A 2,792-nucleotide genomic window follows, 5' to 3' on the forward strand; every position below is an offset into this window, starting at 1 on the left:
CACCGCGGGCGCATGGATAGCCGATATTTTATTACTGACCTTTGGCTGGCTTGCCTACTTTGTACCCGCCGCAATACAACTGTTTGGCTATTTATTATTTAAACAACCGCATCGTATTTTGCAACTCGATTACACCACTTTAGCGCTGCGGGTAATTGGCTTCGCGTTATTTATAACCTCAGCCACTGCCATTAGTAGTATTAATTTTGACGATATTTATAACTTTTCATCCGGTGGGGTAGTGGGTGATGTGATAGCCACGGCGATGATGCCAGCATTTAATTTTACTGGCACCTCTATTTTATTGCTGTGCTTCTTTTTTGCGGGTTTAACCTTATTAACCGGTGTGTCGTGGGTACAATTTGTTGACTACTTAGGCAGTTTAATTGTTAGCTTGTATCATATTATTGCTAATTACGCTCAAGGCTGGATGCAGCGTGAGCGTTTTGCGGGTAATAATAACGCCCAAGTTGATGCTGAATTTGCAGCGCCCAGCAGCGAACCACAAAACGTAACTAGCAACCGCAAAAACAGCAGTCAACAACAAACCCTAAACGCACCGCAAGCGCCAGTAAATGAGCCGCAAATGAGCGACGAATTTATGCCGTTTGACGAGCTTGACGATATACTCGATCAGGAAATTGGCTTTAGTGCTATAGATGACGAGCCACTAGATACGGCAGCGGCGCTTAATGCGCTGGATCAAAGCCAAGTGATGGAGCCAGAAAAACCAGCCACAACAGTGGTATCTCCTGCAAGGCCAATCAATAAGCCTAAAGCACAGTTTCAGCCACCGCCTACGGCAAAAGAGAAATTTGAGCAATTATTAGAGCAAGAGCCACCGCCAGGACCCTTGCCGTCGCTGGATTTACTCGACAGACCCGACAAAGCCAAAAACCCTATTTCGCAAGAAGAGCTTGATAGCGTATCGCGCCTTGTTGAAACAAAATTACTCGACTTTAACGTACAAGCAACCGTGGTAGGGGTTTACCCAGGGCCTGTTGTTACCCGTTTTGAGCTTGATTTAGCACCGGGTATTAAGGTGTCTAAAATTACTGGGCTTTCAAAAGATTTAGCGCGTTCGCTTTCAGCAATTAGTGTGCGAGTGGTAGAAGTTATTCCGGGTAAAACTTATATCGGTATAGAGCTGCCAAATAAATACCGTGAAATTGTGCGTTTATCAGAAGTGATTAACGCGCCGAAGTTTGAGCAAAATCCATCCCCACTCACTATGGTGCTAGGTAAAGATATTGCGGGTCAGCCGGTGTGTGCCGACTTAGGCAAAATGCCCCATTTACTGGTAGCCGGTACCACGGGTTCGGGTAAGTCAGTGGGGGTTAATGTGATGATATTAAGCTTACTGTATAAATCGGGCCCAGAAGATGTACGCATGATCATGATTGACCCAAAAATGCTGGAGCTTTCGGTGTACGAAGGCATTCCACATTTATTGTGTGAAGTGGTTACCGACATGAAAGAAGCCGCCAATGCACTGCGTTGGTGTGTGGGTGAAATGGAGCGCCGTTATAAGTTGATGTCGGCCTTAGGGGTGCGTAATTTAAAAGGTTACAATCAAAAAGTAATGGAGGCCAAAGAAGCGGGTTACCCGATTATGGATCCATTATTTAAAGACACCGACGGCATGAAAGACGGCCCCGATGAGCTTGATAAACTACCCAGTATTGTGGTGGTAATTGACGAATTTGCCGACATGATGATGATTGTAGGTAAAAAAGTAGAAGAGCTGATTGCCCGTATTGCACAAAAGGCGCGTGCGGCTGGGATTCATTTAATTTTGGCCACGCAACGGCCGTCAGTGGATGTGATCACCGGTTTAATTAAAGCCAATATACCCACACGAATGGCGTTTCAGGTATCGAGTAAAATAGACTCGCGCACCATCCTTGATCAACAAGGGGCTGAAAACTTATTGGGCATGGGTGACATGTTGTATTTACCGCCGGGTACCAGCGTACCAGAACGCGTACACGGTGCATTTGTAGACGACCACGAAGTACACGCCGTGGTAAACGATTGGAAAGCCCGTGCGAAACCAAATTATATTGACGAAATACTGAATGGCGATGCCACAGAAGATATTTTATTACCGGGTGAAGCAAGCGAAAATGCGGATGATGAATCAGATCCGCTCTACGACGAAGCCGTGTCGTTTGTAATAGAAACCGGTAAGGTGTCTGTGTCATCGGTACAGCGTAAATTACGTGTTGGCTATAACCGAGCAGCACGCTTAGTAGAACAAATGGAAACATCAGGTATCGTAAGCTCACCAGGACACAACGGCGCGCGCGATGTATTAGTACCTAATGGAGCAAATTAATGAAAAAATTTAATGGTTTATTATGGGTGTTAGGCAGTTTGTTAGCTGCACCTAGCTTTGCTGACGACAGCCAAGCACTGCAAGATCAATTAGCGACACTAACCAGCTTTAAGGCGCAGTTTGTACAGCAGGTAACCGACAAACAAGGTCAAGCCGTAATGCAAGGCGAGGGCACACTTGCGCTGCAGCAACCAATGATGATCCGCTGGCAGCAAACTAACCCCGACGATACACTATTTGTATCAAACGGTGATAAAACCTATTACTTCGACAGCTTTGCAGAGCAAGTCACTATCATGAACACTCACAGTTTAATTGACTCAACGCCGTTTGTGTTATTAACCTCTAAAGACCCTGCACAGTGGCAAAAATACGCCGTACTGGCAACCAATAATGGCTTTAGCGTCACGCCAAACGAGGGTATTGAAAGCCAAGTAGAGCAGCTAGATATTAC

2 protein-coding genes are annotated in these 2,792 nt (G+C 45.7%); both read left to right on the plus strand.

Going from position 1 to position 2,792, the window contains the following annotated elements; genetic code table 11:
- Positions 1-2,338 (plus strand): DNA translocase FtsK (locus ABYB02_RS16355; RefSeq protein WP_372763433.1); only part of this gene is annotated, 2,338 nt, incomplete at its 5' end.
- On the plus strand, positions 2,338-2,792 hold a 455-nt coding region (gene lolA, locus ABYB02_RS16360), incomplete at its 3' end, for an outer membrane lipoprotein chaperone LolA (RefSeq protein ID WP_372763434.1). The genes ABYB02_RS16355 and lolA, both read left to right, overlap by 1 nt.

The sequence above is a fragment of the Pseudoalteromonas sp. genome (assembly GCF_041613455.1).
GTDB lineage: Bacteria > Pseudomonadota > Gammaproteobacteria > Enterobacterales > Alteromonadaceae > Pseudoalteromonas.